At 36.4% G+C, this 23639-nt stretch carries 18 protein-coding genes; 7 read left to right on the top strand and 11 right to left on the bottom strand.

The window, feature by feature from the left end; all coding sequences use genetic code 11:
- Positions 1-4: 4 nt before the first annotated feature.
- Positions 5-1054: a UDP-glucose--hexose-1-phosphate uridylyltransferase gene (locus HCX49_RS19315; RefSeq protein WP_132771606.1), complete on the top strand. Its 1050-nt coding sequence runs from the start codon at positions 5-7 to the stop codon at positions 1052-1054.
- 3 nt (positions 1055-1057) lie between these two features.
- Complete coding sequence (galK, locus tag HCX49_RS19310; RefSeq protein ID WP_206368610.1) at positions 1058-2209, top strand: galactokinase; 1152 nt, start codon at positions 1058-1060, stop codon at positions 2207-2209.
- Positions 2210-2283: 74 nt separating this feature from the next.
- Here the strand turns inward: galK and mfd are convergent, their stop codons facing one another.
- Positions 2284-5619 carry a transcription-repair coupling factor gene (mfd, locus tag HCX49_RS19305; RefSeq protein WP_132771605.1) on the bottom strand — a complete coding sequence of 1112 codons (3336 nt, stop codon included), beginning with the start codon at positions 5617-5619 and terminating at the stop codon, positions 2284-2286.
- Between the two features lie 141 nt (positions 5620-5760).
- A complete protein-coding gene (locus HCX49_RS19300; protein WP_021187994.1) occupies positions 5761-6342 on the bottom strand; it encodes a hypothetical protein in 582 nt (193 codons plus the stop codon).
- Positions 6343-6554: 212 nt separating this feature from the next.
- On the opposite strand from HCX49_RS19300, the gene HCX49_RS19295 reads away from it, so the two are divergent.
- The gene (locus HCX49_RS19295; protein ID WP_168127915.1) at positions 6555-8291 is read left to right on the top strand and encodes a tetratricopeptide repeat protein; all 1737 of its coding nucleotides are present in this window, start codon (positions 6555-6557) and stop codon (positions 8289-8291) included.
- A 96-nt stretch (positions 8292-8387) separates the two neighbouring features.
- Here HCX49_RS19295 and galE read toward each other — a convergent pair whose 3' ends face one another.
- Positions 8388-9416: a UDP-glucose 4-epimerase GalE gene (gene galE, locus HCX49_RS19290; RefSeq protein ID WP_168127914.1), complete on the bottom strand. Its 1029-nt coding sequence runs from the start codon at positions 9414-9416 to the stop codon at positions 8388-8390.
- 193 nt (positions 9417-9609) lie between these two features.
- On the opposite strand from galE, the gene HCX49_RS19285 reads away from it, so the two are divergent.
- Positions 9610-10854 (top strand): 3-deoxy-D-manno-octulosonic acid transferase, encoded by a 1245-nt coding sequence (locus tag HCX49_RS19285; protein ID WP_132771602.1) that lies wholly within the window; start codon positions 9610-9612, stop codon positions 10852-10854.
- A gap of 49 nt (positions 10855-10903) precedes the next feature.
- Here HCX49_RS19285 and hemW read toward each other — a convergent pair whose 3' ends face one another.
- Together hemW and HCX49_RS19275 are read right to left on the bottom strand one after the other, a co-directional pair.
- Entirely contained in the window at positions 10904-12028 is a 1125-nt protein-coding gene (gene hemW / locus HCX49_RS19280) for a radical SAM family heme chaperone HemW (protein ID WP_031286993.1), read from the bottom strand.
- A gap of 53 nt (positions 12029-12081) precedes the next feature.
- Positions 12082-13107, bottom strand: coding sequence for a helix-turn-helix transcriptional regulator (locus HCX49_RS19275; protein WP_132771601.1), 1026 nt, complete (start codon positions 13105-13107; stop codon positions 12082-12084).
- A gap of 920 nt (positions 13108-14027) precedes the next feature.
- On the opposite strand from HCX49_RS19275, the gene HCX49_RS19270 reads away from it, so the two are divergent.
- Entirely contained in the window at positions 14028-15122 is a 1095-nt protein-coding gene (locus HCX49_RS19270) for a slipin family protein (protein WP_132771600.1), read from the top strand.
- Between the two features lie 107 nt (positions 15123-15229).
- On the top strand, positions 15230-16711 hold the full coding sequence (locus HCX49_RS19265) for an RtcB family protein (protein WP_243655461.1): 1482 nt from the start codon (positions 15230-15232) through the stop codon (positions 16709-16711).
- 46 nt (positions 16712-16757) lie between these two features.
- Here the strand turns inward: HCX49_RS19265 and HCX49_RS19260 are convergent, their stop codons facing one another.
- Entirely contained in the window at positions 16758-18629 is a 1872-nt protein-coding gene (locus HCX49_RS19260) for a M1 family metallopeptidase (protein ID WP_168127913.1), read from the bottom strand.
- A gap of 131 nt (positions 18630-18760) precedes the next feature.
- Here HCX49_RS19260 and HCX49_RS19255 point away from each other — a divergent pair, with 131 nt between their 5' ends.
- Entirely contained in the window at positions 18761-19621 is an 861-nt protein-coding gene (locus HCX49_RS19255; protein ID WP_132771598.1) for a hypothetical protein, read from the top strand.
- A gap of 30 nt (positions 19622-19651) precedes the next feature.
- On the opposite strand, the gene HCX49_RS19250 is transcribed toward HCX49_RS19255, so the two are convergent.
- The 5 genes from HCX49_RS19250 to HCX49_RS19230 all read right to left on the bottom strand — a co-directional run bounded on the left by HCX49_RS19250 (position 19652) and on the right by HCX49_RS19230 (position 23595).
- Positions 19652-21049: an MBL fold metallo-hydrolase gene (locus HCX49_RS19250; protein WP_021192213.1), complete on the bottom strand. Its 1398-nt coding sequence runs from the start codon at positions 21047-21049 to the stop codon at positions 19652-19654.
- Between the two features lie 11 nt (positions 21050-21060).
- Positions 21061-21903 (bottom strand): sulfite exporter TauE/SafE family protein, encoded by an 843-nt coding sequence (locus HCX49_RS19245; protein WP_168127912.1) that lies wholly within the window; start codon positions 21901-21903, stop codon positions 21061-21063.
- Positions 21904-21986: 83 nt separating this feature from the next.
- On the bottom strand, positions 21987-22610 hold the full coding sequence (locus tag HCX49_RS19240; RefSeq protein ID WP_132771596.1) for a Crp/Fnr family transcriptional regulator: 624 nt from the start codon (positions 22608-22610) through the stop codon (positions 21987-21989).
- 10 nt (positions 22611-22620) lie between these two features.
- The gene (locus tag HCX49_RS19235) at positions 22621-23034 is read right to left on the bottom strand and encodes a DUF6691 family protein (RefSeq protein ID WP_021192210.1); all 414 of its coding nucleotides are present in this window, start codon (positions 23032-23034) and stop codon (positions 22621-22623) included.
- Positions 23035-23040: 6 nt separating this feature from the next.
- Positions 23041-23595 carry a YeeE/YedE family protein gene (locus tag HCX49_RS19230; RefSeq protein ID WP_021192209.1) on the bottom strand — a complete coding sequence of 185 codons (555 nt, stop codon included), beginning with the start codon at positions 23593-23595 and terminating at the stop codon, positions 23041-23043.
- Positions 23596-23639: the final 44 nt, after the last annotated feature.

Raw genomic sequence — 23639 nt, 5'->3', positions numbered from 1 at the left:
GACCATGCAACAAACATTCGAAATTAATTCGGATCCTCATACCCGGTTGAATATACTTACTGGTGAACGTGTGCTCGTTTCTCCACATCGAAGTAAAAGGCCATGGCAAGGACAAGTCGAAGATGACAATCAAGAACAACGACCATCATACGACCCGAAGTGTTATTTGTGTCCGACGAACGAACGGGCTGATGGAGATGTTAATCCCGATTATAAAGAGAGTTTTGTATTTGTAAATGATTTTTCTGCACTCTTGAAGGATACGCCTACGGCAGATATCAATGAAGATGAGCTTTTTATTGCGGAATCTGAAAAAGGTATTTGTAAAGTTATCGCCTTTTCTCCACGACATGATCTGACACTTCCAGAAATGTCAGTTCTGGCAATAAAAGCGGTAGTAGATGTTTGGCAAAAGGAGTTTACTGCTTTGGCTGAACATGAGTGGATAAAGTATATTCAAATATTTGAAAATAAGGGTGCTATAATGGGGTGTAGCAACCCGCATCCACATGGTCAGATCTGGTCACAAAATCATGTTCCTGTGGAACTTCAGAAGGAGTCGAAAAATCAAAAGACATATTTTGACAATCATGGTGTTACCATGCTAAGTGCATATGTTCAAGCAGAATTGAGAAAAAATGAACGTATTATAGAAGAGAATGACAGTTTTGTTGCGTTAGTTCCATTTTGGGCATCATGGCCGTATGAGACGATGATCGTAAGTAAAAGACCTGTACAGAATATATTAGCTTTCACAGATCAGGAGAAAGAACAGCTGGCCTCAATTTTGAAATTGTTGACAACACGCTACGACAACTTATTTAATACATCATTTCCTTATTCTGCGGGTATGCATCAAGCTCCGGTGAATAGTGGAGACTTTCCGGAATGGCACTGGCATATGCATTTTTACCCACCATTGTTACGTTCTGCTACGGTTAAGAAATTTATGGTAGGTTATGAAATGCTGGCAAATCCACAGCGTGATATTACGCCCGAATTTGCAGCTCAACAATTAAGAAACTGCTCAACGACTCATTATAAAAACGTTTAATTTATGATTACTAAAGAATCTATACAGAATAAATTTACATCCATTTTTCAAGCTGAGCCTATTATTGTACGGTCCCCAGGTAGAATTAATATCATAGGAGAGCATACCGATTATAATGACGGGTTTGTGCTGCCAGCGGCTATCGATAAAGCGGTATATATTGCTGTATCTAAAAGAGATGATGAGTTGATCTCTTTATATGCCGAAGATTACAAGGCCGTCTACGAGATCAGTTTAAATGCTATTGCACCAACAGATTTACATTGGCCTAACTATATCTTGGGGGTTGTTGATCAAATCCAGAAAAGGGGTTTATTGGTTGGTGGATTTAATCTTTATATCGATGGTGATGTTCCCTTAGGAGCAGGTCTATCTTCTTCTGCCGCTGTAGAATGTGCTACGACTTTAGCTTTAAGTGAGCTTTTTGAGTTAAATATTCCACGTTTGGAGATTCCAAAAATTGGACAATTGGCCGAGCATACTTATGCAGGAGTAAAATGCGGTATTATGGATCAGTTTGCTTCAACGTTTGGTAAAAAGGATCAGGTATTAAAGCTCGATTGCCGTTCTTTAGAATATGAATATGTTCCTCTGATATTGGATGGTTATACAATCATTTTACTGAATACAAATGTAAAACATGCATTAGGAGATACTGCGTATAACAAGCGTGTGGAACAATGCAAGCAAGCTATTGATTGGGTTAAGGAAAAATATCCTGAAGTTGTCAATATGCGTGATGTGTCGGTTTCGATGTTGGATGAAATTGTGAAAGATAGAGATGCTGAAGTATATACAAAAACACGTTTTGTCGTTGAAGAAAGCGAACGCGTGCATGAGGCATGTGAGCATCTGAAAGCTGGTAATTTAAAAGCATTAGGACAAAATCTATTGGCGTCACATCATGGTTTGAGTCAAGAATATGAAGTGAGCTGTGCTGAGTCAGATTATTTGGTGGATTTTATCAAACAGTTTCCTGAGGTGCTGGGGGCAAGACAAATGGGGGGTGGTTTTGGTGGTTGCACGATTAATCTTGTGAAAAATGATTTTGTTGTCGCACTTATCGAGAAGATCTCACCAGAATATTTCGCGAAATTTGGTAAGGAATTGACCGTAATACAGGTGAAAACAGATGATGGTACATCTGTTTTGTAATGAATAATCTAAAAAAGGTTTCTATCATTAAATAGAAACCTTTTTTAGATCGTGTACTCATATGACAAATGCTATTATACCATTTCTTTTAAAAGCTTTAAAGCATAACTAATACTATTCACATTACTTAAAGCCAGCCTAAGCTGCTTTTTGATTTCTTTTAAATTACTAATCTCTGGGTGCTGCTGAACAAAAGCAAGTACTCTTCCAAATTGATCTGATTCGAAATAAGTTGATTTTGGGTTGTTAACGAAATATCCTTTTAAAGTGTTTTTCTTGTAGGATATTTTTTCAAATCCAATCTGCTTTCCAAACCATTGTAGGCGCAAAGTATTAAACAATTCAAAGACTTCATGTGGTATCGGACCGAATCGGTCTTCTAATGATACTGCAAAATCTGTCAGTTGGTCTTCATTTTCGAGTTTCGATATTTCCGTATATAGGTTATATCGCTCACTGATATTGGTTACATATTCATCAGGTATCAATACTTCCATATCGGTGTCGATCTGCGTAAAGGAGACATATTTGTGGTCTTTATCATCGGCAAAGACATCTGAGAATTCGTCTTCTTTTAATTCCTGAATTGCTTCATCAAGAATTTTATGATACATCTCAAAACCAATTTCGGCAATAAACCCAGATTGTTCTCCACCTAATAAATTTCCTGAGCCACGAATATCAAGATCGCGCATAGCGACATTAAATCCTGCCCCTAATTCTGAAAACTCTTCGATTGCTGATAATCGTTTATAAGCCTCTGGCGTAAGTGTAGATAATGGAGGGCTTAGCAGGTAACAGAATGATTTTTTATTTGAGCGACCTACACGTCCACGCATCTGATGAAGATCGCTTAGACCAAACATATGCGCATGGTTAATGATGATGGTATTGGCATTGGGAATATCCAATCCGGCTTCGATAATGGTTGTGGCAACCAATACATCAAAATCGTGATTGATAAACTTAAGCATAACATCTTCGAGATCATCACCTTCAAGCTGTCCATGCGCGATACCTACCCGTGCATTAGGGACTAATTTTTGAATCATAGCACCTAGTTGCTTAAGATCGGCAACACGGTTGTGAATAAAGAACACTTGTCCACCGCGTTCCAGTTCAAAGGATACTGCTTCCTGTATCAGTGTTTCATTGAATACATGCAATTCTGTTTGAACAGGTTGACGATTGGGGGGTGGCGTGTTGATTAAACTCAAATCTCGCGCCCCCATCAGCGAAAAGTGTAATGTACGGGGTATAGGGGTTGCGGTTAATGTCAGTGAATCGACATTGGCACGTAATAGTTTTAATTTTTCTTTAACGGAGACTCCAAATTTTTGTTCTTCATCAATGATCATCAGGCCCAGATCTTTAAATTTAACATCCTTACTTACTAGGCGATGAGTACCGATGATAATATCAATTTTCCCCTCAGCTAATTTTGCCAATGTTTCTTTAATTTGTTTTGCTGTTTTAAATCTATTGATATAGTCTATGGTACACGGTAGATCTTTGAGGCGTTCAGTAAAAGTTCGGTAATGCTGATGTGCAAGAATCGTTGTTGGTACAAGTACTGCAACCTGCTTGCTGTCTGCAACAGCTTTAAATGCTGCTCTTATAGCAATTTCCGTTTTTCCAAAACCAACATCACCACATACTAGACGGTCCATCGGATGTGGCGATTCCATATCACGTTTTACATCTGCAGTAGCTTTTTCTTGATCTGGTGTGTCTTCATAAATAAAAGAAGCTTCCAGTTCATTCTGTAAATAAGAATCTGGACTAAAGGCCGTACCGGTCTGTGCTTTACGTTTCGCATAGAGCATGATCAAGTCTCGGGCAATGTCCTTGACTTTTTTCTTTGTGGTTTTCTTTAGCTTGTCCCATACATCTGTTCCCAGTTTATTCATTTTTGGAATAGAACCTTCTTTTCCTGAATACTTGGAAATCCGATTTAAGGAGTTGATGTTTACGTACAGAAGGTCATTGTCAGCATAACTCAATCGGATCATTTCCTGAGATTTGCCATTGACTTCCACTTTCTCAAGTCCAGCATACTTTCCGACACCATGGTCGATATGGGTAATATAATCACCTGGTTTAAGATCTCGCAGATCTTTTAACGTGATGGCCTGACTTTTTTCATAACCTTTTTTTCGCTTGTACTTATAATATCGATCAAAAATTTGATGATCTGTATAGCAGGCTAATTTGACATCATCGTCCCTAAATCCTTCTCTGAATCCTTTATGGACAGGAATAAAGGTAACTGTTTTGTCGAGATCTTCTAAGATTTTATATATCCGCTCTATTTGTTTAGGCGAATCTGAGAAGATTAAATTTTCGATTTTATTTTTCTCATTCTCTTTGAAATTATGGATCAACAGATTGAAATCTTTATTGAATGAGGGTTGTGGGTGGATATCAAATTTGATTGTCGTTTCGGCTTTATAGAAGAATTGTTTTCCGAATTCGACGATTGGGAAATCGAAAAGGAGTGCATTGAAATTTTTTTCGTCAGAAAATCCATAAGCGGGATTTATCCACTCTGAATTGTCTTTCTTTTCTTTTTCTGATAAAGCATTCCAAAACTCGGTTGCTTTTTTATTTCCATCTTTTATCGTATCCAATGTGAACTGAACATCTTTTATCCAAACAACTGCATCTTTGTCAATATACTCCAAAAGGGAAATATTTTGCGCACTTAAGAATTTAGCTTGCACATTGGGGACGATGGTTACTTTATGAATTTTTGATACAGACAGTTGGGATTCGATCTCAAATGTTCGAATGCTTTCAATGTCATCTCCAAAAAATTCTATTCGGTAGGGAAGATCATTAGAAAAAGAGAATATATCGACAATTCCTCCTCGAATGGCGTACTGTCCAGGCTCGTAAACAAAATCTACACGGTCGAAATCGTATTCAAATAGAAACTCATTGATAAAGTCTATACTTAATTTGGTGTTTTCGGTTATTTCTAACGTGTTTTTCTCCAGATCACTTCTATTAATTACCTTTTCAGCAATTGCTTCTGGGTATGTAACAACCATTTTTGGTAATTCGGAAGTATGATTTAGTACATTTAATGTTTCTGCGCGTTGTAAAACATGTGTTGCATCAAGTTGTGTAAAATCAAAAGGTTTACGGTAGGAGGCGGGAAAAAATAATACCTGTTTATCCAGAAGGCTTTCCAGATCACTTAAGAAATAAGATGCATCTTCATGTGTTGGAAGGATAAAGAGGTAGGGGCGTTCTTGTAGGGTATAACTCGCTACTGCAACAACGGCATCAGATGAACCGATAAGGCCTCTTAAATGGACTTTTGGATTTTTAGCTTGTATCGCTTTTGTCAAAGTTTGTGTCAACTCACTTTGACCGTATTTTTCTATAATTTCTTTAATTCCCACGCGTTCACTAATTTGGAATATTGCGAATTTAGTTAAAATGATGGGTTGTTACAAAATAAGCTTTTGCTATCTGCTATAAATAACCAAAAAAATTAGTAAGGTCTCATTGTCATTGGTACTGGACGGTGTTGTAAAACTGTATTATAAGTTTGTATTTACATTTAATACTTTTATATAGTCTTTTAATGCTGTAGCATTTGCTGCATCAAGTATTTCTTGGAAATGCTCTCTATAGTCAAACTGATGGTCCTCATGAATTTTTTCATATTTTGACACAGCATGTTTTATTCTGCCAGCTATATATTTTTGAAGTTTATGTGCGGCAGATTGGTAAGATGAACCAAATAACGATGGGTACATCATGATGGCTCTTTCTAAAATGTAAATACGAAATTCTACTTCACTCAATTTATCTTTTGTGATTTTTTCGTGCTCGTTAACCATGCCGCTGGCTTGTTTTACCAATTTGCTTAATCCTACGAAATTGCTCATACTTGGCGTATTGTACACTTGTGATTCACCTATGTCAAAAAGTTTCTGTAGCTGTTTTCTCAGATGTTCAATGCGTTGTTCTAAGTCAGATTCATCTTCTAAAAGCTGAAAATGTAGTTGTTTGATGAGCATTTTATCTTTACTAATCAATCGGAGTAATAACTTGTCTTTTTCCTTTAAGGGAAGGTTAAGCACAGCTTTTTTTAATTCGGGATCTTGATGAATTGACATGATTTAAAGATAGGTGAAAATTAATGATTTTTAAAATTAGTAACGACGATGTATGCCCTACCTTAAAAAGCGGTTGGCTAATTGTTCATCCTGATGTTACTATAAAATCAAAATTTTAATAACATTATTTTAATAGACCTTCTTGACGTACTACATCTAAAATTATTTATATTTGTAGATAAATACCTACATCCTAATAATCTTCCATTGATTTGAAACTGCTAAATATATTTTTCTGTACGTTAGTTTTTGCGAATACGGCTTTTGCGGATTCTATTAAGCTTGAGGATTTGTTTTCCAGTAAGAGTCGGATTGAATATTTAATCAAACAAGAGAGGGATTTTGGGACTGATACTATTGCTTTAAAAAATTTTTTAAAGCCTATCATTTCTTATTCGAAGATATATGATGATGAGTCCTTGCTCATTGCATACGATAATATGCTTGTAAGAGGATTTGCCAATGTTTATGATTCGGCCAATGCTAGAAGCACAAATCTGTATTTAACTGCGATAAAAAAAGCAAAAAATACCAAAGATAAAGAACTTGAATTTTGGACAAAAGTCAATTATGGGTTTTATCTGTATGATTTGCATAATTATACGGACGCATTTCCAGTTTTCTTAGGTCTACGCGACTTACTGCCTCAGATATCTCTGAAAAAACTTCCTAATCCTGATATTTCCCTACGTAATATGGCTTATTTTTTTGGTAGTATAGGTGATGCTGAGGCTAATATGGAATATCTAAATCTTGCCCGTAAACATGCAGCACCTCAATCAAGAGAAATGGGAAGTATCCTTGATGCATTAGGTACGGCATATCTGAAATTGGCAGATACTGTAACAGCATTTCGTTATTTTAAAGAAGTGGAGTCACTGTCTAAATTTAATGGTGACGAAGTTCGATTGGGTAAGGCACTTGGTAATCAGGCACTCATTTATCGGGGGAAAGGGGATTTCGGAAAAGCAGTTGATTTATTATTGGAAGACCTTGTTTATTCTGAACGCAATAGTAGTAATCAGAATACCATGTACGCTTATATCTTATTGGCTCGAATATATGTCGATCAGGGTAAATTAGACCTCGCTGAGAACGCGATCAAGCGAGCGAGTAATTACGCTACTCAAAAAGTGTATCTGAAAAAATCTGAAAAGGAGATTACGGAAGTTAGATTACAAATTGCTGTAAAGCGACAGGATGACCATAGCGAACTTTTAGCCAGGAGGAGACTGATTCAGATTAATGATAGTTTACAGCTGTGGAATAGTGATGAGAAACTGCAACAATTAAAATGGCTGGCGGATAAACAGAAATATATTCATAGAATAGAACTGGGCAAAGAACAATTCGAGAAAGAATTGTTTAAAAAGAGAGCGTACAGTATTGTTGTTGTATTATTATTGGCGTTATCGATAAGTTTGTATTTTCTTTTTAACAGAAAACTGAAGGTGCGTAGAATTATCTATGAGAGGCGTGTATTAGGCCTGCAGATGGAAAAGTATTTGTCTGACCAAAAGCTAATGGAAGCAAATAATAATTTATCTTCTTTTACTATATATCTAAAAGAGAAGAATGAGTATATCGCTAATTTGAAAGATGAAATAGAAACTGTAAAACAAACTTCGTTTTCTGTTATTGAGAATGAAAGGGGGCAACTACAAGCATTGTTGGAATCCCATTTAATGACTGAAGATAAATGGAGTTTATTTAAGGAAGCTTTTGTAAAGGAGTATCCGCTTTTTTACAATGATATCCTTAGAAAATTCCCAGAATTGACTGAATCAAATCTGAGATTCATATTTTTAGGTAAGTTAGGCTTAAAAAATAACGAGATATCTAATTTATTGGGCGTGACTGAGGATGCTGTGAAGAAAGCTAAACAGAGATTGAAGAAGAAAATAGGGGAAGACCGTTACACCGTATTGTCTTCGAATTTAAAATCGTAGCGCTGTCATAGGTGATCTCCACTTTCAAAGTCAAATATCTGTTTATGGATAAAAAATAAAAGGAGTTAACACTAAACGTTAACTCCTTTTATTTTTTTAATCGATTGGATTTTCCTGCAGGTATTTCTCCCACTTCCAAGCGCTATCCATCATTTCGAAGATGCCTAATTGTGCTTTCCAATTTAACTCATTGGTTGATTTTGTGACATCGCCATATACCTTGACGATATCGCCTTCACGACGTGGTCCTACGACATAGTTTAGTTTTTGGTCTGAAGCTTCTTCAAAAGCTTTTATAGCTTCTAAAACAGAATATCCATTTCCTGTGCCTACATTAAATACATCGTACTTTCCTTTAGGATTTCCTTTTTCCAATAATTTGATTGCTGCAACGTGTGCTTTTGCTAAATCTACAACATGGATAAAGTCACGTACACAGAAACCGTCGTTTGTATCGAAGTCATTTCCAAAAACAGTCAATTTATCGCGTTTTCCTATAGCTGTTTGGGTAATGAATGGAAGAAGATTTTGAGGAACTCCTAATGGTAATTCGCCAATTAATGCTGACTCATGTGCTCCTACAGGATTGAAATAACGTAATGCAATAATATTAAAATTGTCATATGCATTTGCAGTTTCTTCTAATATTTCTTCTGCAATCTGTTTGGTGTTACCATATGGAGAAGTTGCTTTTTTTACTGGGGCAGCTTCGTCAACAGGTAAGTAATCAGGTTCTCCATAAACTGTACAACTGGAAGAGAAGACAAAGTTTATCGGCTTTTCACGATAAGCTTCTAAAAGATTGATTAGGGAGAAGAAGTTGTTGTGATAATATTTTAATGGATTCTGAACGGACTCACCTACTGCTTTAGATGCTGCAAAATGAATGATACCGTTGATATCTGGATTGTTTTTAACAAATTCTAAAACTTTGGTGTCATCACATAGATCAAACTGATGAAACTCAGGCTTTATACCGATGATTTTTTCAATTTGATCTAACATTTTGATGCTAGAATTAGATAAGTTGTCAACGATAACCGGTGTATAGCCTGCATTATGTAATTCAACAACTGTATGCGAACCAATATATCCTGTTCCGCCTGTTACAAGTATTTTGCTCATTGTTTATAGTTATAATATGTAAAGTCTTTGTGATCTAAATGCTCAGTTGATACCTATCGATAATATGTCATCGTTTTTTTAATCTTACCGCTTCGGTTATTAAAATTCGTTTCCCAGCCTTATTTTCTACTTATTTCCAACAATTAGAAAAGGGTTTAATATCTTTGACGAATATAAGTATTATTTTACGAACATGCGTCTTCTTTATTCTTTAGGAATTCATCTTTATGGGCTTTTATTACGCTTAATAGCGCCTTTTCATCCGAAAGCAAAGCTTTGGGTAGAGGGGCGTAGGGACTGGTATGCACGCATGAATCAAACGGTTGAAACGGGGCAAAATCACATCTGGTTTCATTTTGCTTCTTTGGGTGAATTTGAGCAGGGAAGGGCTGTTTTGGAAGGAATAAAAAAAGATTTCCCCTTAAAAAAAATTGTTATTACTTTTTATTCTCCCTCGGGATATGAAGTTCGTAAAAATACAAATTTAGCAGATTACGTTTTTTATTTACCTGAGGATACAGCAAAAAATGCAAAACTGTTTATTGATTTAATTAATCCTGAGTTTGTAGTTTTTACAAAATATGAGTATTGGTATCATTATTTTTCTGAGCTGAAAAATAGACAGATATCATTATTGATGATTTCTGCCATTTTCAGGCCTGATCAAATTTTCTTCCAGCCTTATGGCGGTTTTTTTCGAGAGATATTGAGTGCTGTGACTTATTTTTTCATGCAGAATGAAGAAAGTGTTCATTTATTGAAAGAGCATGGATTTAGAAATGTTGGGTTAACAGGGGATACGCGATTTGATCGTGTGGTTGAATTGCCTAAGCAGAGAAAACAGATCGATGAGGTTACGCAATTTGTCGCAGAATATCCAGTTTTGGTTGCGGGTAGTACTTGGCAAGAAGATGAGCAGTTATTAAAAGATTTAATGTTGAAATTTCCGAAGTGGAAGCTGATATTGGCTCCACATGAAATTCATGATACTCATATAAGGGCAATTTTAGCGTTATTTCCTGATGCTTTACAATTCTCTAAATATGTTTCGTATGCTGATGAAAGAGTAGCACATGCTCAAGTGCTGATTATTGATAATATTGGCATGCTGTCGTCGCTATATGGTTATGGAAAGATGAGTTATATCGGTGGAGGCTTTGGAATTGGTATTCATAATACATTAGAGGCTGCTACTTATGGTATTCCCGTTATATTTGGTCCTAAATATCATAAATTTCAAGAGGCTAAAGATCTGATTGAGCAAGGCGCTGGGTTTTCAATTCAAAATCGGGAAGAACTGTATAAAGTGTTTACATGTCTGCAGGATAGTGTAAAAAGAGAATATTCCGGGAAACAAGCAAAATGTTTTGTGCAGCAGCATGCTGGTGCTACTGCAATTATTATGAAATATCTTTATTCTTCTAAATTATTGAAGTAAGGTGTTTATGAGAAATATGATCGAACTTTGATCATACAAGTTTGATCATTTAGTCTACAATAAACAGTTCTGACATAATGTGATCGGCCATGAGTTTTCCTGTATCTGTAAGGGTCAGCTGATTTTCAACTTGAGTTAACTGCTTGTTGTAGATGAACTCTTCAGCATTGTTCAATAATTGTTTTTTAACCTCTGATCCGAATTTATCTTCCACTATTGTAAGATTAATACCCCACATCGTCCTTAGTGAGGTCATCGTATATTCATTGATACGGTCTAAGGCTGATAATTCTTCAGTTTCCAAAGGAAGTACTCCTTGGTAGATATCGTGTATATATTTGGCATTATTCGCGATATTCCATGAACGTGATGTACCATTAAATGAATGTGCAGATGGACCTATGCCTAAATAATGCTTTCCTTTCCAATAGTTCGTATTATGCTTTGCATACATCCCATTTTTAGCAAAATTAGAAATTTCATATTGTTCAAACCCTGCAGTTGTTAATCGATCAATCAGCATCAACATTTGATCCGCTGCTTGATCGCTATCTATTGCGGCTGCTTTTCCTGTTTTGATCATATGATCGAGCGCTGTTTTCTTTTCTACAGTCATCGAGTAGGATGAGATATGCGGAATCTGAAAATCCAGTAGCTTTTGCATATTCATTTTCCACTTTTCATCGGTTAATAATGGAAAGCCATAGATCAGGTCGCAGGTTATATTTTCGAATCCAGCATCTTGAACCCGCATAATACAGGATTCGGCTTCTTCTTGATTGTGTGCCCGGTTCATCCATCTTAGATCTTCTTCAAAAAAGGATTGAATGCCGATACTAAAACGATTGATTTCTGTTTGCCGCAGTTTCGCTACTTTTTCTCGCTTAAGATCGTCGGGATTAGCTTCTAAGGTAATCTCAACATTGGTGTCAATTTCGAAATGCTGCGATACTTTGTCAATCAGTCTGGAGATATCTTCCGCTTCTAGTATAGAGGGGGTGCCACCGCCAAAGTAAATGGACTGAATATTTTTGTCTTCCAGATAATCAGCTCTAAGTTCCACTTCCTTGTATAGCATGCTGAGCATTTCGTCTTTATATTTCAGTGACGTGCTGAAGTGAAAGTCACAGTAATGACAGGCTTGCTTACAGAATGGAATGTGAAAGTAGATCATGGGTACGTTTTATATGAAGGCAAAGGTAAAGGAAAATCCATATTTAAATGGATTTATTCTATTTCTTTGGTATACTGTTGCATGTTTTTATGAACTCTTCTTTTGATCCGATCGCGTAGATTACGGGGAGCAATAACCTCTATATTCTCGCCAAAGCCCAATATTTCTCGTTCCAGTTCAAAGTTTAAAACGACATCAAGACGAATCATGATACTACCATCATTATTTTTATCGATGATCTGTTGAGAGCTGTGTAATGGTTTGGTCTCTACATAAGGAGCATTGAAACTGTCAATTTTTAAAATTACTTTTTGGCCTCGGTCTTTGTGGCTTTTTGTTACGCCGATTGTATCGGCAAAGTAACGATCGAAATCAATTCCATCATAGGCTATGAAACCATTTTTTGCCATTTCATCAATATCTACAATACGATCAAGGGCAAGGTTGAGTAATAATTTTCCTTTTTTTGGTTTACAGATTAAAAACCACCTATTTCGGTATTCTTTTAAAAGGTATGGGTAATAAACATCTTGCGTTGGTGCAAGCGACTTAAATGATTTGTAGGTGATAAGTAAAGGTATTTCTTCGAGGATGGCATGATGTAAGGTACTGATCCAGTTCAAACCTTTCAGTAGTTTATTACTTTCCATTTGCACGACAGGTTTTTGAATTCCTACGGATTTAATGAGTGTATTTTCTAAACGTAAGATCATATCACTCATCTCGTCAAAATAAGAAAATCCATTAAGATGCTTGAGTAAATCCACGGCTTCTTTCATCTTCTTCATATCTAAGGAGGTGATGGGTGAATTACTGATGCTATATTTTGGATCACTATAGCTGTAAAATTTCCGATCTGTCACAATGATTGGAGCATTATATCCTAACTTATTGCTACGCATAAGCTGTATGTCTCCTTGAATCGTTCTTTTACTTATCCCATTATGGATACCTTCCAGTTCGTAAAGGGCATTGGATACTTTTTCAATGAGATCTTCTAACGTCCATTTGCGATGACGTTGACATAAACAACTGTCTATGGTTTTGTAGCGTATTAATGCAAGTTTATTGGTGGACATCTTCTTTTTGATGAAATTTTACAAAGTTAAATGTACAAAATTCATTTTTACTGCGCAATGTATTTGCGCATGAAGTTTTTTGTTAAGATTTTTTTTATATATATTCAAATTTATAAATTTGATTTTCAGTTATATATGTATTTTTTGTATTGTTTTTTAAAAGTATTTTTTGCTACGCAGTAAGGTTGCGTGATTAGGTGTGCACATTTGTAATGTCGATCAAGACAAATAGTTCTTTGAGAAATTAAGCGAATAGCTTTTAAGATATATACCTGAAAAGGTGTATGACATAGTGGATTATTTTAAAGTCCTCGTCTCCTGTTTCTGTATAGCAGGGTAGTATTATTTCAGTTGAAAATAATATGCTGACTTAAAAAACTACTATTGTCTCATGTTGGGGTCGTAGGTTCGAATCCTACCTCCGTCTCGAACGGAGTAACTCAGGGGGTAGAGTACAACAAAAAGGTGGGTTCGAATCCCACGCACATCTCAAAAGTGTGTCCATCGGTTGGAGGAACGAAAGTTCCATGTTCAAGTTTAAACTTTCTTTAAAAAAGTTTCCACTTAATAAGCGCTTCGTCTCTCGTTTGGTTTTCTCTTTTTGTGAAAAGGGCAGACAATTGAATGGGGTCTTTGTAGTATAAAATAGGTTCTAAAAGCAACAATAGGGTTGAGGATAGTGGAATACTTAAAAGTAATACAGGAATGGGCTGTATTTTATTTAGGGATAAGCTGTCATCATTTTATTTTTCTTTTAGCCCACTTTTATATTCCGGTCATATTCAATAAACAGGAATCGAAGCGTTTATAAATAATTGGATGATCTTTTTGATCGCGAGAAAATGTTAGAACAATAGTATATTCTGATAAAACACAGTGTTTTGTGTTGGGGAAGAGTATAATAAAAAATAAAATTAGAAATGAAAAGAGTAAGTATAGATATCAATCAATTGGGATTAGTTGTTAAAAAAAATCGTTATATCCGCGTAGTGCCTGCTGGAAAATACTGGCTAGGTTTTGGTGAAAAACTGGAATTATATGATTTGTCGAAGCCTTTTCCAGGTAGCTTGGATGTCGATGTATTGATGCAGCTTGCAGGTTTTTCGGAGCATGTGGAATTGGTGGAAGTTTCCGATAATGAGATCTGTCTGATTTTTGTTAACAACAACTATAAGCAGGTACTAGCAGCGGGCAGGCATGTTTTCTGGAAGGGTTTATTAACCTATCATTTTCAAAAGGAGGATATTACTGATATAGAAATAGGAACGACAGTACATAAGCAACTGTTGGAGAAGCAGACGCTGGCTTACTACGTACGGCAGTTTAAGTTGGAGCCTTCGGAAAAAGGTTTACTATTTCTTAATGGAGCATTTTCAAAGATATTGGAAGCGGGTACATATTACTGGTGGAAAAATGCGACATCCATCAGTATTTCAAAAGTAGATATACGATTGACGACTATGGATATTGCTGGTCAAGAGATTTTGACTAAAGACAAGGCGCAGATTAGGATTAATTTTTCGATACAGTACCAAGTTGTGGATGTACTGAAAGCAATGCTTGAAAACAAAGATTTTGAGAAGCAGTTGTATATGTTGATGCAATTGGCATTACGTTCTTATATAGGTCGAATGACTTTGGATGAACTGATGGACAATAAATCTGCAATCAACGCACATGTGCTAGAGGAGACTGCTTCACAGGTTGAATTGCTGGGTGTCAAGGTATTTCATGCCGGTGTTAAAGATATCATCTTGCCAGGAGATATCCGAGAGATAATGAATCAGGTACTGGTCGCGGAAAAAAAAGCTCAAGCCAATATCATCACGCGGCGTGAAGAAACTGCTTCTACAAGAAGCTTGTTGAATACAGCGAAATTAATGGAAGATAACGCGATGTTGTTTAAATTGAAAGAGATGGAATATGTGGAGAAGATTGCAGAAAAAATAAACAATATTTCGGTTTCGGGTAATGGTCAGATTGTGGATCAGCTGAAGCAGCTGTTTGTGAAATGATAGAGTTATCGTTTTATTTTAGCGTAAAACGGAGGTATAAATAAAGAGGCGCAGGGGACAGCGGTAAAGAGGTGCTGTTCCTTGCTTAAGAGAAATGAATAACCGATGTGAAAGATTGTCAATCTGTAAGCAATGGTTTCAGTACAATGGATTTGAGTAAGATCATGATGGAAAATAAAAGAATAAATGGCAATGACTTAATTGCTTTAGGCTATGAAGAGAATTTTGCTTTAGGTGAAGCATTGAAAATTAATAAAAAGAGATTAGGGTTTACCCGTGAAGAGATGTTGTTGAAGTTTGCAGAAGTATTGGCCACTCCGGATAGCTATTTGGAGGATGGGCTATTCAAGTCGCTAGCGTCAGCACTTTTAAATGTTGATGAAGTAGCTAAAGCTACGATTTCTTTAAAGGAGGGGAAACAACAATACACTATTTATGGTGAGTCACAGATTGAAGAGGGGGCATTGCGCCAGATGGATCTAGCGATGAAGCTTCCTATTGCAGTTGCAGGAGCATTAATGCCCGATGCGCATCAAGGATATGGTTTGCCAATTGGTGGGGTATTGGCTACTCATCATGCTGTCATTCCTTATGGTGTGGGTGTTGATATCGGTTGTCGAATGGCATTGTCAATTTTTGATGTACCCGAAGAGCATCTTTATCTGCATCATGATTTATATAAGAAAGTGATTATGGATAATACCAAATTTGGTGCTGGACATGGTTATTTAAAACATGAACGTGTTGACCACGCTGTATTAGCGAATAAAGCTTTTGAAGCGAATGATTTTATTCGTCAATTAAAGGATAAGGCTTGGACGCAGTTAGGCTCTTCTGGTGGGGGAAATCACTTTGTTGAATTTGGGGTCATGGAGTTTAAAGAAACAGATCGTACACTTGGTATTGAGAAAGGTCGATATGTGGCTTTATTGACGCACTCGGGATCTAGGGGATTGGGCGCAACTATTGCCGATCATTATACTAAATTGGCTAAAAAGCTTTGTTCTTTACCTTATGAAGCTCAGAATTTGGCTTATATGAGTTTAGATACTGCGGAAGGGCAAGAGTATTGGTTAGCGATGAATCTTGCTGGTGATTATGCTTCGGCTTGCCACGAGGTAATACATGAGAAAATCGGTAGGGCATTAGGTGCAGAGCGATTGGCGATGATCGAAAATCATCATAATTTTGCATGGAAGGAGTTACACCAAGGCGAGGAGGTGATTGTGCATCGGAAGGGAGCAACTCCTGCCGCGAAAGGGGTGCTGGGTATTATTCCTGGATCGATGGCAACTCCAGGTTTCTTAGTACGAGGGAAAGGAAAAGAGGAGGCAATTCATTCGGCTTCTCATGGTGCTGGACGTTTGATGAGTCGTACGAAAGCTATAAAAACCATAGCCCGTAAAGATCTAAAATCCATGTTGTCGGATAATGGTATCACTTTAATCGGTGCCGGATTGGATGAAGCACCAATGGCTTATAAAAATATTCACGAGGTGATGGCTGCGCAAGAAGATCTGGTAGATATTATCGCGAGTTTCTCTCCGAAGATTGTGCGCATGGCTGATGATGGAAGTCGGGAAGATTAACATAAAAATAAGAGGCCGGTTTATTAACCGGCCTCTTATTTTTATGTTATTTCTTTTCCCAGATATTGTCGTTGGATTCAATATCTGCTAAGCGTAGCGATGGATCAATGATTACTTTTGCTGGTTTTTTTGTTAAATTGATCTCATAGGATGGCTGTGTCCAGTTCCAGTCTTCCAATGTTGTTCTTTTAATACCTTCGTATATCTTGAAGTTTTCCGATGGCTTTTCGCCTCTCATTTCACGTAATGGGATATAGAAAAGTTCTTTTGTGCCATCTTCATAGGTTACTGATAGATCAATAGGCATTGCAAAGTCGGATTTGTTCTGTAAGATAATTTCTTTATCGGTAACCGTTTTGATTGCATAATCAATCTTACGAGTTGTGTTTATAAAGAGGTTGAAGTACCATTTCAGATTGATTCCTGATATATTTTCTGCAATTCTTTTAAAATCATTCGGTGTTGGATGTTTGAATTTCCATTGTTTATAGAATTCTAAAAATGTTTTGTCCAAGTTATCTTTACCGATAATATAACCCAACTGTACTGCTAGTACCTGGCCTTTGTTGTAAGCTTCATTACTGTATGCATAGTTGGTGTTGTAATAATCGGCAAGTAGGCTTGCAGGTTCTTCTTTTCCTGATAAAGCTAGTTTGTAATATGCACGATAAGCTTCTATTGATGGGTTAGCTTCAATGGCTCCACGTTTTTCAAATAGATTTTGCATGGCAAGTTCTTCTACATAAGAAGTGAAACCTTCGTCAAACCATTCGTCTACGGTTTCATTAATGCCAAATAAGTGCTGGTACCACGAGTGGGCTGCTTCGTGGAAGATGACACCAACTAGGCTTTTTAAATTACGGCCACCTGTAACCAACGTTGCAGTTCCATATTCCATTCCTCCATCTCCTCCTTGGATAATGGTATAATTTGGCCAAGGGTAAGCTCCAAATGTCTTAGAATTGAAATCAAAAAACTCTGTTGCTAATCCAAGTGCTGTTTTCCAATTTGTTTTGACAGAATCGCTTTCTGGAACATATACTGTATAAACATGCACTCCTTGGTTGCTCTTCGCGGAGTCAACAACAAATTTTGGATCTGCAGCCCAAACAAAGTCATGGATGTTTTTAGCAACATAGTGCCATTGGACTTTATTATCTTTTGCTTTAATCCTTGGTTTTCCAACATAGCCTTTTACTTCTGTAGGGTTTTGTAAAACACCGGATGCGCCTAGAATATAATTTTTGTTGATATTGATGGTGATATCAAAGTCTCCAAATGGGGCGATAAATTCGCGTCCAATATACTCATCTAAGTGCCATCCAAATTCATCAAAATGTGCCATTTTAGGATACCATTGCGCCATGGATAAGGCGACTCCTTCTTTAGAATTGCGTCCCGATCTTCTGATTTGTTCAGGGACTTGGGCTTCCCAGTTCATCTCAAATGTTGCGGTTTCGCCGTCTTCAATTTCATTAGGAAGGGTCACTTCTAAAATGGTACCATCAACTTTGAAATTGGTGTTGTTACCATTCATCGTTAATGATTTTATTTTTTGATAACCAATTTGTTTTGCTGTTAATGTAGCAATACGGCTCTGGTATTTGGGTTTATCTTTTGTTCCAAGATTGGTGGTCATTCTTTTGTCTGGATCGGCAATGTTTGCCAGTCTGTTGTCCATCATTGATCCTGGTTGAAAGGCGTTGAAATACAGGTGGAAATACACTTTTTTGAGTGATTGTCCTGAATTATTACTGTATTTCAATTGCATATTTCCGTCATATTGATATGTCTTCTCATTCACATCAATGTTCATTTTATAATCTACGGTCTGTTGCCAATAGCCTTTTCGTTGTGCTGTTGCTGTCTGAAAGACGAACAATCCTACGATTAATGTGTAGAGGTATTTCAAATTCATGGTCCAAATTTACAAAAATGATTAGGAATTTGTGGAACTTAAAGAAGTGCTGTTTTGTAATATTTGTTTGATAAAGGGTTGTTTTTACATCTTTCAATTGTTATTTTAGATATATATCTAATCAAATTTATATGGAGGAAACCTATTATAAATCTTCAGGAAAAGCTCCGATTGGGGGAGTCCTATTTGCTATTGTTGCTGGATTATGTGCTTCTGTTATTTTAGCTATTGTTTATATTGCTTTGCAATGGTTTATACCACTTGTGTATTTCAATTTTTTAATCACATTTGGATTAGCATATGGTTTATTTTATGTCATTGATGTTCTTCTAAAGATAGGAAAAGTTAGGAACAGGATGATTGCACTTTTGCTTACTTTGATCTGTACTTTGGTTGCCTGTTATGCGCAATGGTGCTTATTTGTTTCTTTGATGTTTAATGCGGAAGGTACAATGGGAGGTGATATATGGGTGAAGTCTTCCTTTAATTTGGATGGTTTTTTATACTTTCTATTTCACCCAACGGATACCTTTAGCGGGATTCAAGAATTAAATGCAGTTGGAACTTTTTCTCTACAGAAAAATGTTGTGAGTGGCTGGCCTTTGTGGATTTTATGGGGTATTGAGGCGGCTACCATTATTATCTATCCTATGGTATTAGCCTTTTCGGGTAAGACAACTGAACCTTTTTCTGAGAGGGGTAATGAATGGATGAGAAAAAGGGAACTGGAAAAACAAATTGCTTATATCCAAGATAAGCAGATACCCGAACAGAATTTGCAAAAAAAAGATTTTGCAAGCCTACAAACGTATCTTCAAAGTGATGATTTGGGTGCTACGTTTGCAACTGTCACGATTTATGAATCTGACGCTGATAATTATCAATATATTTCAGTGGTTAATCATAAATTGGGCACAAATAAAAAGGGCGATATTGTTGATAATAAGACGAATGTCCTCACATACTTCAAGATTTCTGAACGTAGTCTTTAAAAATAGAAAAAGCGGATTAATCCGCTTTTTCTATTTAATAAGCTGGCCATTCTTTTCTTTCCAATCTTTCATGGAACCACTATAATTTTTAATCTTTTTTATCCCTGCTCTATAAAGGAGTGAAGTGGCTATAGTAGCACGATCTCCTGACTGACAGTGTAAATAAAGTTCTTTGTTGGTGTCAATTTTATGAAGATTTTCGGTTAAAGTTCCCACGAATAAATGTGTTGCATTTGGAAGATGTGCAGTTTTAAATTCATTCTCATTGCGAACATCTAGAATTTGTGCATTAGGATTATTTAAAGCATTATTCATTTCTTCGAAATCAATAATTTTCTGCTTTTCAAGAGGTAAGCCAAGTGTCGTTATTGTTTCGGGAGTGATAAAACCAATCGCCTGATCAATACCTATGCGCATTAGTTTTCGTGTAACGTCTTCTAATTGGTCTTTTGAAACAATGAGTATAAAAGGGTTATTATAATCTAATATCCAGCCAGCCCAATTGCTGAATGCTTTGTTATTTTGAATGTTAATGCTATTTGGGATAAATCCTTTTGCAAACTCTATTTTATGGCGTGTATCAATAACTGTTACATTATTTTGATAATGCGATACAAATTCATTCGTCTCTAATTCTTTGTAATTGGGTACGGATGTTAATAATGGACGCTTGATTTTGTTGAGTTTTTTCATCATTGCAAAATACTTTGGTGGTTCTGGCTGCCCACTTAACAGTTCTTCTACAAATCCCACTTCATTATTTCCAAATTGTAATGCCCAGTTTCTTACTTTTTCATATCCGACAGTTGTACTTGGGACTGCGCCTAAAGCTTTTCCACACGCTGATCCTGCTCCATGTGCAGGCCATACTTGGACGAATTCGGGAAGGTTGGCAAATATTTTCAAGGATTCGAACATTTGATGTGCTCCAATTTCTTTTGTGCCAATAAGTCCTGCCGCATTTTCTAATAGATCTGGACGACCCACATCGCCAACGAAGACAAAATCTCCTGTAAATAACATGACGGGTTCGCTCGTTGCTGGAGTATCGGTTAATAGGAAACTGATACTTTCAGGCGTATGTCCTGGTGTATGTAGTACTTTGAAAATAAGATTCCCTAATTTTATTTCATCTTGATGCTTTAACCCGATATGATCAAAATCATACTGCCACTCTGGCCCTCCTTCATCAGATAGATAGAGTTGAGCTCCTGTTAGCGATGCTAATTCTAATGATCCCGAAAGATAGTCGGCATGAATGTGGGTTTCTGCGATATGAGTTATTTTTAAATTGTTTTTTTCTGCAATTGATAGGTATGTGTCTACATCTCTTTTAGGATCTATCACAATTGCTACGCCTTTGGCTTGACAGCCAATAAGGTAACTTGCATGTGCTAATGATGATTCGAAAATGTGTTGGAAAAACATAATTTATTTCTTTATAAATTTATAAACTGACTGATTTCGGTACCTGCTATGGCAATGCCTATTGCTCCAAGAAAGTATCCAAATACTACTTTTAAATTTTCTGGCTTTAATTTCGTTTTCAATTGGAATCCAATCATCAATCCAATCAGTGTGATTCCTGTAAAGATAATTAATATTGCCCAATTGATTTGATCTAAGTGTCTGAAATTGCTGAGTAGACCGAATGTGGCGTTAATGGTAATAATGAATAGGGATGCCGCCGTGGCTTGTTTAATGTTAATTTTCATTAATAATACGAGTGCGGGTACGATGATAAATCCTCCTCCGGCCCCCACCAATCCAGTTAATAATCCAGTGATAAATCCGATGGTTATTAAATGAGCTATAGTATTGCGTACTCTTCCAGAATTATTATTATTATTATTATTATTATTATTATTATTATTATTATTATTTCTTTTAAGCATTACAAATGCCGAGACTAAAATCAGTACTGAAAAGAAACTCATAATAATCTGATCTTTCGAGATAGTACTCTGATTGATAGGGATACTATTGGGAATATTTGGAAGTATATATTGCTTCGTAATGTACACCGCTAGCAGCGATGGAAGAATAAATAATGTTGTTGTTTTAAAATCAATTTCTTTTTTGTACACGTGTCCAATGGAGCCTATTAGTGATATTATGCTAATGGTAAATAAAGAATAATCAAGTGCCTGGATGGGCTCTATATGAAATAAGTAAACAAATATAGGTAGTGTTAAAATACTGCCGCCACTGCCCATAATACCCATTGTGAGGCCTACAGCTATTGCTAATGTGTATCCGAGAATGAGTGATAATTCCATCATATTATTCCTTTTTTTTCAAAGGTATGGCCTTATTAAATCATAAAAGGTAACATAAGTTACCTTTGAGTGTTTTATTTTATTCATTAAAGTAGCTGGATATTATTCCTTTGCAATAGAATCCTCCCTTGGTTTTCTAATGATTTTAATATGCGCGATACCACTACACGAGATGTATTGAGGTCATTGGCAATTACTTGGTGTGTGATGTCAATGTCTTGTGATTGAATGATTGTTGCTTTTTCTTTTAAGTAGTTCATGATCCGAACGTCCATTTGCAAAAAAGCGATGTTGTCGACGGTTGTTAGCATCTCATTGAGTCGATTGGAGTAGCTCTCCAAAATAAAATTTCTCCAGGATTTATAATGCCCCATCCAGCCATCTAGATATTGATTGGGTATCATAGCAACTATAGTATCGGTATCAGCAATTGCTCTGATTTCACTTTTTTTTGCCCCAACACAACAAGCTATAGACATGGCGCAAGTATCTCCTTTTTCTAAAAAGTATAATAACAGTTCACCTTCTTTTTTGTCTTCGCGAATAATCTTGATGACGCCATCTAATAGAAGTGGCATAAATTTAATATACTGACCAATGTCTATGATTACTTCGCCTGCTTTAAATTTTTTGACGATGGCAACTTGTTCGATTTCTACGATCAATTCTTTCTCAAAAATTCCAGAAAATGCTTGTTGAACTGTGATCATTTGTTAGTGTTTAATGAGGTAACTTATTTCTTAAAAGGCCATATAACCACGTTCCCAGGAGTGCAAATACCAGTACAATTCCCATGGTCCAATATCCTGCTCCTAGGAGTGTAAACATTGGTCCGGGACATGCGCCGGTGAGCGCCCAGCCTAACCCAAAGATTGTTCCTCCAAGAAGGTAGCGTGTGATACTCCTGTTTTTATCTATGAATTGAATATCTTGGCCACTCGTATCTTTGATATTCTTACGTTTGATTATTTGTACAATTATAATTGCTGTGGTTAAAGCTGTACCAATTATTCCATACATGTGAAATGATCTGAATTGGAACATTTCATATATGCGGTACCAGGAAGCGGCCTCTGACTTATACATGATGATACCAAAGAGTATTCCAATTAATATAAATTTTAACTGTTTCATAAGGATTTAGAAAATAAGTGGGAATATAAATTGAACCATGATGATCCCGCCAATAAAAAAACCGATAACGGCAATCAATGAGGGCAATTGAAAGTTGCTCAATCCGGAGATGGCATGTCCTGACGAGCATCCTCCAGCATAACGGGTCCCAAAACCGATTAATAAGCCACCAATGCTTAAGAGTAAAAACTGAAAAAGTGAGCCATCAAATAGAAACAGACGGTCGGGCATATATCCTTGTAGATTTTCTATAATACCTAACGATTGAAGGTCAAGGACACTTTTGCTGTTAATATCAGGTGTGCTCCCATCACTTAGATAGAAATGCGCTATGAATCCCCCGATTATAGTGCCTAGTACTACTAATAGATTCCAAATCTGTGATTTCCAGTCAAACCGGAAAAAAGAGCTTGTTTTACCTGCCCCTGCTATTGAACACATTGTTCTTAAATTATTGGACATCCCAAAATCTTTGCCCTGTTTTAGTAATAAAAACATGATAAGGGCAATCAATGGACCTGATATATACCAAGGCCATGGTTTTTGAATAATTTCATACATAATAATCAATCCTAATGTGACACAAAGTAAAGGAAGAAAAAAGA

This window comes from Sphingobacterium sp. B16(2022) (assembly GCF_012030425.1).
GTDB classification, from domain to species: Bacteria; Bacteroidota; Bacteroidia; order Sphingobacteriales; family Sphingobacteriaceae; genus Sphingobacterium; species Sphingobacterium anhuiense.
The sequence above is the reverse complement of the archived record's forward strand: the minus strand, read 5'-3'. Positions and strand labels throughout refer to the sequence as shown.

Coding starts and splice junctions, on each gene's coding strand:
- HCX49_RS19230 (WP_021192209.1), bottom strand. CDS start 23,595: ATGTATGAAATTATTCAAAAACCATGGCCTTGGTATATATCAGGTCCA.
- HCX49_RS19315 (WP_132771606.1), top strand. CDS start 5: ATGCAACAAACATTCGAAATTAATTCGGATCCTCATACCCGGTTGAAT.
- HCX49_RS19285 (WP_132771602.1), top strand. CDS start 9,610: ATGCGTCTTCTTTATTCTTTAGGAATTCATCTTTATGGGCTTTTATTA.
- HCX49_RS19270 (WP_132771600.1), top strand. CDS start 14,028: ATGAAAAGAGTAAGTATAGATATCAATCAATTGGGATTAGTTGTTAAA.
- HCX49_RS19255 (WP_132771598.1), top strand. CDS start 18,761: ATGGAGGAAACCTATTATAAATCTTCAGGAAAAGCTCCGATTGGGGGA.
- HCX49_RS19260 (WP_168127913.1), bottom strand. CDS start 18,629: ATGAATTTGAAATACCTCTACACATTAATCGTAGGATTGTTCGTCTTT.
- HCX49_RS19240 (WP_132771596.1), bottom strand. CDS start 22,610: ATGATCACAGTTCAACAAGCATTTTCTGGAATTTTTGAGAAAGAATTG.
- HCX49_RS19235 (WP_021192210.1), bottom strand. CDS start 23,034: ATGAAACAGTTAAAATTTATATTAATTGGAATACTCTTTGGTATCATC.
- HCX49_RS19250 (WP_021192213.1), bottom strand. CDS start 21,049: ATGTTTTTCCAACACATTTTCGAATCATCATTAGCACATGCAAGTTAC.
- hemW (WP_031286993.1), bottom strand. CDS start 12,028: ATGATCTACTTTCACATTCCATTCTGTAAGCAAGCCTGTCATTACTGT.
- galE (WP_168127914.1), bottom strand. CDS start 9,416: ATGAGCAAAATACTTGTAACAGGCGGAACAGGATATATTGGTTCGCAT.
- HCX49_RS19245 (WP_168127912.1), bottom strand. CDS start 21,903: ATGATGGAATTATCACTCATTCTCGGATACACATTAGCAATAGCTGTA.
- galK (WP_206368610.1), top strand. CDS start 1,058: ATGATTACTAAAGAATCTATACAGAATAAATTTACATCCATTTTTCAA.
- HCX49_RS19275 (WP_132771601.1), bottom strand. CDS start 13,107: ATGTCCACCAATAAACTTGCATTAATACGCTACAAAACCATAGACAGT.
- HCX49_RS19300 (WP_021187994.1), bottom strand. CDS start 6,342: ATGTCAATTCATCAAGATCCCGAATTAAAAAAAGCTGTGCTTAACCTT.